This is a genomic window from Streptomyces sp. NPDC050263 (genome assembly GCF_040655955.1).
Taxonomy (GTDB): domain Bacteria; phylum Actinomycetota; class Actinomycetes; order Streptomycetales; family Streptomycetaceae; genus Streptomyces.
In genome coordinates this window covers 1-7185 of record NZ_JBFAKW010000222.1, presented here as the reverse complement: position 1 = coordinate 7185, position 7185 = coordinate 1, and the positions used below count along the sequence as shown (strand labels likewise).

Below are 7185 nucleotides of genomic sequence, written 5' to 3'. Positions count from 1 at the left end.
CACTCGTGCACGGCCGCGGCGACGCGCTCGCCGTAGACCGCCCACAGCCATTGCAGCGCCCGCGCCACGTCGTGCACTGCCGCCACCGGCAGCCGCGGCTCTCCGAGGACGGGCCAGACCAGCACCGCCCCCGCGACATCGAGAACGGAGCGCGCGAAGTCGGGGCCCACGGCGTCCACATCGTCGTGGGCATCGTCGTGGGCGGAGCCGGGACCGTCGTCGGCGGCGACCCGGATCGTGCCGTCCGCGCGTCGTACGACGTGGATGTCCGTCCCGCCGCCCGCCATCAGGCGCTCCTCTGCTCGACCGCGTCCAAGGGGGTCGTCGGCGTCGTCGACAGGGTGCGCAGCGCCGACCGGACCCTGGCGCGGTGGTCCATCATCACCGAGCGGGCGACTCCGTCGAGCACCGCCCAGGCCGACGCGAGGTCCCCCAGGGGCGCGTCGCGGACGTCCCGCCCGTGCAGCCGCACCCACAGCCGTCGCATATAGGCGGCCCAGGGGGTGCGGAGATCCTGGGCGAGGGCGTCCAGGACACCGCCGCTGCTGCCGCCGCTGCCGTCGTTTGGGGCGGGGTGGGGAGAAACGGTCATCCTGCGGGCGCGCAGGACCGAAGCCTCTCGTCGCCAGCGGCTGTTGACGGCCCGGTGCGCCGCGGTGCCTCCCGGCGCGGGTACCCCGGTGCCCAGCGGGTCGAGGCCGACCGCGAGCCGCCCGCCGAGGACGACGGCGACGCGCAGGCTCTCGTCGTGCAGGCCGAGCGGAGCGCAACTGCGGCCGACCTCCCGCTGGACGAGATCCGGGACCGTCGGCAGTTCCTCGCGCCGGGACGACGACTGGAGCACGACGAAGAGCCGCTCGAAGAGCGTGCGGTCGAGCGGCGCGGGAAGCGTGGCGGTGGAGGCGGCGCGGCCGACCTCCGGTCGCGGCGGCGTCTGGCGCGCGGTGAGCCCCAGATGCGCCGGCGGCTCCGCGAGGCCCCAGACACCGTGCGCCTGTGCCCACAGCGCCCTGCCGAACAGTCCGCCGTGCCCCGCCTCGACCATGGACGCGTACTGCGGTGAGTTCCCCGTCGGCCCCGCCGCACCGCACGCTTCGAGCACCTCGCCCGCCAGCGCGACGGCCACATCGACGTCGGCGGTGATCGGCGGCCGGCCCTCCCACGCACCGGCCAGTTCCCCGTCGAGCCGGGCCCGCCGCGCGGCGTCCGCCAGATGGCCCTTCAGCGCTTCGACCGTACGACCGCCGCCCGCGTCCGCGACGTCCTCCACCACGGCCCTCGCCACGGCGTCCGCACCGGAGGAAGGCGTCCCGTACTCGGTGGCCAGCTCGAAACACCGCTGGAAGTACAGATCCTGGGGGTGGCCCGCCACGATCCCCAGAGCCCGGCGGGTCTTCTTGAGCAGCGTGAACCACTGCGCCGTCGCCCGAAGGCGGGCGCCGGACTCCTGGATCAGCGCGTCGAGGCGCGCGGCCTGCGCCGGTTCGAGGAAGTCCGCCGCGAGTTCGGGACACGACGACGGCCGGACGATGAGCGGCAGCACGATCAGCTTGACCGTCCGGGTCAAGGGCGCTCCTCCGGGCCCGCTCAGCGACTCCAGCCCCGTCCCGAGGCCACGCCAGGCACGGTCGATGACCAGGGCGCGAGATCGGCGTTCAGCGGTCGGCTGGCTCGGCGGCGGCATGCGGCGAGCGTACGTCGTCCGGGAACGGGCGGGCGAACCTGGGATCGGTAGGGAGGACGGGCCGCCTAGCGTCCACACCGTGCACCGCACGTGACATCACCTCAAGGAGAAGCGGTCATGGGAATCTTCAGCAAGCGTGGCAAGAACCGCGAGGAGCGGGCCGCCGAGATCGCCGACAAGGTGGCCAGCGGCAAGGGGTTCTACGGCCGGGCCACCCGCGCCTTCCTCGGACAGCAGGACTTCGCCAAGGTCCAGCAGACGATCGGCGCGTACAAGTCCGGCCAGGACGTCCAGCAGCTGCTCGCCATGGGGGCGCCGACCATACCTGCCCTCGTCGTGTCGATCGGCGACACCGGCCGGCTGGTCAACTTCGACCCGGTCGTCGACATGGTCCTCCAGCCGGCCGGAACGACCGACCGGATCACCCTCCGTACCGTCGTCTCCAAACTGCGGATCCCGCGCACCGGCGACCAGGTCCTGCTGATCGCCGACCCCGCGCGACCGGGCGGCTATCTCTACGCCGGGGACGGCGTCACCCCGTGACCCCGGTGCCTCTCCACTACGAAGCGCCCGCGAGCGAGTTCATCCTGTTCTCGTTCGACGGCCGGGTGCTGGAGGTGTTCGGCTACATCGACGACGCCCGCTACCACCTCTGGGAGCGGCCCCGTCTGGAGTTCAGCACCGGCCGCTTCCGCAGACTGTCGGTCGTCACCAGGCACGGCAGACGCCACACGATCCCGTACGACGCGCACCTCCTCCCCGGCCTGCAAGCCCTGGCGGCCCGGCTGGCGGAGAGCGTGGCCGAGGCCCCGGAACGCTGACATGACGGACCACGGGGACGGGCCCCGGTGGACGCAGGTGTCGCGGGTCGGCCCGGGGGGTGCCGCGTCCGCGTACGGCAGCGCGACGGTGATGTGCCTGTGCGGCCCGGCCATGCTCGGCTCGGCCCTCCTCGGCGGCGCGGACCTCATGGTCATGGGCATCGTCTTCACGGTGGTCTTCCTCCCCCTGGGCCTGGCGTTCTGGGGCGTCACCACCGTCGAGCGGGCACACACCCGGCGGCTCGACGCCGTCGGGATTCCCGCCACCGCGGAGATCACCGAACTGACCCGCTGGGACGACGGAGACGACGTCGGCGTCACCGTAGGCCTGCGGGTCGGCGGGCCGGGAATCCCGACCTTCGAGACGAACTGGAGGCGTTCGCACCATGCCGCCCTGCGCGTGGGCCTGCGCCTCACGGCCGTCGTGGACCCGCCCAGCGGCAGCTTCCGCGTGGAGATCTGATGAGGGGTCAAGAGGTGCTGGAGTTCTGGTGGGTGATACTCGCCGGGCCGGCACTGGTCGGCTACGGGCGCTCGCTCGCCGGGGTGACCCGGGCCCAGCGAGCGGTATGGGCGAAGGCGCGGATCGTGGCAGTGCAACAGCCGGCCCACGGCGACTCCGAGAAGCCCGGGATACCGGTGACGCTCACGTTCCAGGACCCGGCCACCGGCCAGGAGTTCACCTTGTCGAACGACGGCAGGCACGGCGACGCGGTCAAGGAGGCCTGGGTGGGCCGGGAGATCGACGTGCGCTATCCGCCCGGGCAACCGCTCCGGTTCGCCGTCGTGCTGGGCGGCCCGCGGGAGCAGACCGGGCGCGAGGGCCCCGACTGTGCGGTCATGCTGCTCCTGATCGGGCTGGTGATCCACGCGACCGTCCGCTGGGGCTGCCCATGGGCGCTGCTCGGCTTCGGCGCCCTGCTGACGCTCTTCGCGGTGCGGAGCCCGGACATCCGCATGGTGCGCGCCCGTAACGCCCTGTTGGCCTCGGCCGTGGCCGTCCCGGCACGGGTGGTGGCCGTCACCAAGGACGTCTACACCGACGACGAGGCCGGGTGCGACATCGTCGTCCACACCCCGGTCATCGCCTTCACCACGCACGAGGGCTCCCACGTCACCGTCCTGACGCACGAGGGCATCCCCGACCCGGGCCGGTCCCTCCACCGCGCCCTCACCGTCCACTACGCCCCCACCGACCCGGCCGTCCACACCGCCGACCGCGCGGCCGACCGCCGTTCGGGAGCACGGAACATCGCCTTCGTCGTCGCCCTCCTGCTGACCGGGATTGCGGGCGTCGTGGTCGGCGCGGTCATGTTGTGACACCCCGGAAGGCGACCGGAAGGCGACCGGAAAGGGTAAGAAGCGGAAGGGAACCGATGCGCAGCCATATCGGCGTCTTCGTCGAGAATCTCGTGTTCACGGCGCTCTGCTTGTCGACGGGGCCGGTCTTCCTCGTCCTCGGGGGTGCCGCCTGGCACGACGGCGCCGGCTGGGGCTGGGCGGTGTCCGGACTCGGCGCGGCCGTCACCGTCATGATCCCTGTCCTGGCCCTCCGCTCGACGCGCGCCGAGTTCCCCCGGATCACGGGCGGGGACCGTGTGCGGGGCGAGAGCGGTTCGTACGGGGACGACACCTTCGTGATGTGGGCGCCACGGTCCGAACAGGGCCCGGCAGGCGCGCGGTTGGCGCGGGCGGACGTCCTGGAGGCGTCGTCGGTGCGGTACGACCCGGACGGGGAGGCGACGTTCACGACGCACGCGGGCGGCCAGCTCGGTGACTGTCAGGCGGCCGTCCAGCTGTAGCTCGGTGAGAATCTTCCGGTCTAGGGCATCCATGAGAAAGATTCTCCCTCAAAAGGCGCGATCATGAAGCAAGGACGGAAACATTTTCGGGCGAATCCCGCCTAATCTTCCCTCTCAGGCAAGGCGCGTGAGAGGGAGCGGATCGATCGATGGACACGACGACGGTGGCGGCATTCCTGGCAGTGGATCTGCTGCTGGTGTTCACTCCGGGCGCGGACTGGGCCTATGCGATCTCGGCGGGGCTGCGGGACCGGTCGGTCGTCCCGGCGGTCGCCGGGCTGATAGCCGGATACGCGGGATACACGCTGCTCGCCGTCGCCGGCCTGGTGGTGCTCGTCGCGAGCTCGGCGGCCGTCCTCACCGCGCTCACCGTCGCCGGGGCCGCGTACCTGATGTGGCTGGGCCGGGGCGTGCTGTCGCGGCCGGCGGTCCTGGGCGCGTCCACCGAGGCTCTGGCCTCCTCGCGCGGGCAGATCATGCTCAAGGGCGCCGGGATCAGCGGCCTGAACCCCAAGGCGCTGCTGCTGTACTTCTCGCTGTTCCCGCAGTTCATCGACTCCACGGGCGGCTGGCCGGTCGCCGCGCAGACGGGTCTGCTCGGCGCGCTCCACATGACCGCCTGCGCCGTCGTCTATCTGGCGGTCGGCCTGCTCGCTCGCACCGTGCTGAAGACCCGGCCCTCGGCGGCCCGGGCGGTCACCCGCGCCTCCGGTGCCATGATGATCGTCATCGGCGGGTTCCTACTGGTGGAACGCCTGGCAGGCTGAGGAATCCGCCCCCCGCCCCCGCCGCTCACGGACGAGACGAAGGAGTGCACGTGGAAGGTCGGACACAGTCGGAACCGGCGAGCCCCGAGACCCAGGCGCGCATCCGGGCCAGCTTCGCCCGGCAGGGGCTGATGAGCCACCTCGGTGCGCGGATCACGCAGATCACGCCGGGTCGCGTGCACATCGTGCTCCCGAGCCGCCCCGAAGTCACCCAGCAGCACGGCTACTTCCACGCCGGCGCCACCAGCGCCGTCGCCGACACCGCCGGCGGCTACGCGGCCTTCACCCTCTTCCCCGAGAACACCGAGGTGCTCACCGTCGAGTACAAGATCAACCTTCTCGCGCCCGCCGTCGGCGACCACCTCGAGGCGGTCGGAACCGTCCTCAAGGCCGGACGCACGCTGACCGTGTGCCGACTGGAGGTGTTCGGCGTCCGGGACGGCGAAGGCGGTCGCACGCTCGTCGCGAGCGGGCAGCAGACGCTGATCCGGGTGAACAGACCCGAGCAGTGAGCCGCAGCCGACAGAACGCTGCGCCGTCACATGTGTTCCGCATCTGGACGAGGAGCGCCGACGCCGTCCTGCGATGATTCGCCCCCTGTCTTGATCGAATTCCAGCCGCAGGCCCCTACGATGGGGTGATGGGCACTCCCACCTCGCTGTTGCGGGCCTTTCGACCCCAAGTCCAAGAGCGTCTCTACGACTTCTACGAAGAGCTGAGGAGCGCCGACGACGTCTTCTGGGACCGCACTCTGCGCGCCTGGATCGTGACCGGGCACGCAGCGGTCAGCAAAGCGGCCGGTGACCCGGGACTGTCCTCGGTGCGCTATTCCGACATCGAGACCGTCCCCGAGGAGCTGCGGCCGCTGGCCCGGGTCCTGAGCCGGCAGATGCTCTACAGCGACGCCCCCGACCATGCCCGGCTACGGGCTCTGATCAGCAAGGCCTTCACTCCTCGGGCAGTGCAGACACTCCGCGCCCGGATCTTCGAAGCCGTCGACCGGATCATCACCCACGCAGCGCCGACCGGGCGGATGGACATCGTCGCGGACCTCGCCCGACCCCTGCCGCTCACCATCATCTGCGACCTCCTCGACGTGCCCGCCCAGGACCGCCCCGCCCTCGCCTCCTGGTCCGAGCCGATCGCCGAAGCCATAGGCAATTCCCGGCTCGACGCCGACCGCAACCGCGAGGCCTCGCAGAGCATGACGGACATGCTCGCCTACTTCCGTGAGCTCCTCACCGGCCGCGACAACCCGCCGGCCCTACACACCCTGCGCGCCCTGGTGACCGCACAGGCCGAGAACGCCGAGCAGGACCTCGACGAACTCCTCGCCAACTGCGCCCTGTTGTTGATCGCCGGCCACGAGACCACCACCCACTTCATCGGCAACGCCACACTCGCCCTGCTCCGCCACCCGGACGCGGCCGACCAACTGCGCCGACGGCCCGATCTGATGCCCGCCGCGGTCGAGGAACTCCTGCGCTACGACGCCCCGGTACAGCTGATGCTGCGCACGGCCCGGCACGACCTGGACCTGGCGGGCCGCACCGTCGCCGAAGGGCAGACGGTGCTCCTGGTGGGCGGCGCCGCGAACCGGGACCCGGCCGTGTTTCCCGATCCCCATGCGCTGGACTTCGAGCGGCCCGGCGGACGGCACATGGCGTTCGGGCACGGTCCGCACTTCTGCCTCGGCGCCGCGCTGGCCCGGCTGGAAGGCGCCATCGTCCTGGACGCACTCCTCACCCGACTGCCCGGCCTGCGGCTCGACGGCACCGAACCGCCGCAGTGGCAGCGCAGCCTCAACTTCCGCGGGCTCACCCGCCTGGACGTCGCCTTCACCCCGCCTTCGGACGACCACGACCACGACAGCGGCCCGCGGGCCATGCCGACCGACGCCTTTGAAGGCGGCCCCGGCCGTGCGACGCACGCAGTCGGCTGCCCCGTCAGCCGGGGGCCCGGCGGTGTCGCGGGCGCTTGACCACGGCCCGGCGCGCCGCCCCTGTCGTGAGGCGCGCTAGGGGGCTTCTGATGGATCTCCGCGGCGTCGCGACGCCCGGCACGCACTCTCGCCCGGCACACCGAGAGCACGCACCGAACGCCGCTTCTTC

The 7185-nt window shown here is 71.9% G+C and carries 8 protein-coding genes and 2 pseudogenes; 7 read left to right on the top strand and 3 right to left on the bottom strand.

Going from position 1 to position 7185, the window contains the following annotated elements:
- Together AB0J04_RS44790 and AB0J04_RS44785 are read right to left on the bottom strand one after the other, a co-directional pair.
- Positions 1–287 (bottom strand): annotated as a pseudogene (locus tag AB0J04_RS44790) (hypothetical protein); the annotation flags it as partial.
- Positions 287–1684, bottom strand: a complete 1398-nt coding sequence (locus AB0J04_RS44785) for a hypothetical protein (RefSeq protein WP_363174481.1) — start codon at positions 1682–1684, stop codon at positions 287–289. The gene AB0J04_RS44785 and the pseudogene AB0J04_RS44790, both read right to left, overlap by 1 nt.
- A gap of 117 nt (positions 1685–1801) precedes the next feature.
- Between AB0J04_RS44785 and AB0J04_RS44780 the strand changes: the two genes are divergently transcribed.
- The 4 genes from AB0J04_RS44780 to AB0J04_RS44765 are packed head-to-tail and all read left to right on the top strand — an operon-like array spanning position 1802 to position 3825.
- Positions 1802–2227 (top strand): hypothetical protein, encoded by a 426-nt coding sequence (locus tag AB0J04_RS44780; protein ID WP_363174480.1) that lies wholly within the window; start codon positions 1802–1804, stop codon positions 2225–2227.
- Entirely contained in the window at positions 2224–2505 is a 282-nt protein-coding gene (locus AB0J04_RS44775) for a hypothetical protein (protein WP_363174479.1), read from the top strand. Before AB0J04_RS44780 ends, AB0J04_RS44775 begins: the two co-directional genes overlap by 4 nt.
- Before the next feature lies 1 nt (position 2506).
- On the top strand, positions 2507–2968 hold the full coding sequence (locus AB0J04_RS44770) for a hypothetical protein (protein WP_363174478.1): 462 nt from the start codon (positions 2507–2509) through the stop codon (positions 2966–2968).
- Entirely contained in the window at positions 2968–3825 is an 858-nt protein-coding gene (locus AB0J04_RS44765; protein WP_363174477.1) for a DUF3592 domain-containing protein, read from the top strand. Before AB0J04_RS44770 ends, AB0J04_RS44765 begins: the two co-directional genes overlap by 1 nt.
- Positions 3826–4256: 431 nt before the next feature.
- Here AB0J04_RS44765 and AB0J04_RS44760 read toward each other — a convergent pair.
- Positions 4257–4340 (bottom strand): annotated as a pseudogene (locus AB0J04_RS44760) (AsnC family transcriptional regulator); the annotation flags it as partial.
- A gap of 116 nt (positions 4341–4456) precedes the next feature.
- Between AB0J04_RS44760 and AB0J04_RS44755 the strand changes: the two are divergent.
- The 3 genes from AB0J04_RS44755 to AB0J04_RS44745 all read left to right on the top strand — a co-directional run bounded on the left by AB0J04_RS44755 (position 4457) and on the right by AB0J04_RS44745 (position 7055).
- Positions 4457–5074 (top strand): LysE family translocator, encoded by a 618-nt coding sequence (locus AB0J04_RS44755; RefSeq protein WP_363174476.1) that lies wholly within the window; start codon positions 4457–4459, stop codon positions 5072–5074.
- A 50-nt stretch (positions 5075–5124) separates the two neighbouring features.
- The gene (locus AB0J04_RS44750) at positions 5125–5586 is read left to right on the top strand and encodes a PaaI family thioesterase (RefSeq protein ID WP_363174475.1); all 462 of its coding nucleotides are present in this window, start codon (positions 5125–5127) and stop codon (positions 5584–5586) included.
- A gap of 128 nt (positions 5587–5714) precedes the next feature.
- Positions 5715–7055 carry a cytochrome P450 gene (locus tag AB0J04_RS44745; protein WP_363174474.1) on the top strand — a complete coding sequence of 447 codons (1341 nt, stop codon included), beginning with the start codon at positions 5715–5717 and terminating at the stop codon, positions 7053–7055.
- Positions 7056–7185: the final 130 nt, after the last annotated feature.

What these genes read in the sequence shown, in the direction of transcription:
- AB0J04_RS44785 (WP_363174481.1), bottom strand. Translation starts at nt 1,684, where the DNA reads ATGCCGCCGCCGAGCCAGCCGACCGCTGAACGCCGATCTCGCGCCCTG.
- AB0J04_RS44780 (WP_363174480.1), top strand. Translation starts at nt 1,802, where the DNA reads ATGGGAATCTTCAGCAAGCGTGGCAAGAACCGCGAGGAGCGGGCCGCC.
- AB0J04_RS44770 (WP_363174478.1), top strand. Translation starts at nt 2,507, where the DNA reads ATGACGGACCACGGGGACGGGCCCCGGTGGACGCAGGTGTCGCGGGTC.
- AB0J04_RS44765 (WP_363174477.1), top strand. Translation starts at nt 2,968, where the DNA reads ATGAGGGGTCAAGAGGTGCTGGAGTTCTGGTGGGTGATACTCGCCGGG.
- AB0J04_RS44755 (WP_363174476.1), top strand. Translation starts at nt 4,457, where the DNA reads ATGGACACGACGACGGTGGCGGCATTCCTGGCAGTGGATCTGCTGCTG.
- AB0J04_RS44745 (WP_363174474.1), top strand. Translation starts at nt 5,715, where the DNA reads ATGGGCACTCCCACCTCGCTGTTGCGGGCCTTTCGACCCCAAGTCCAA.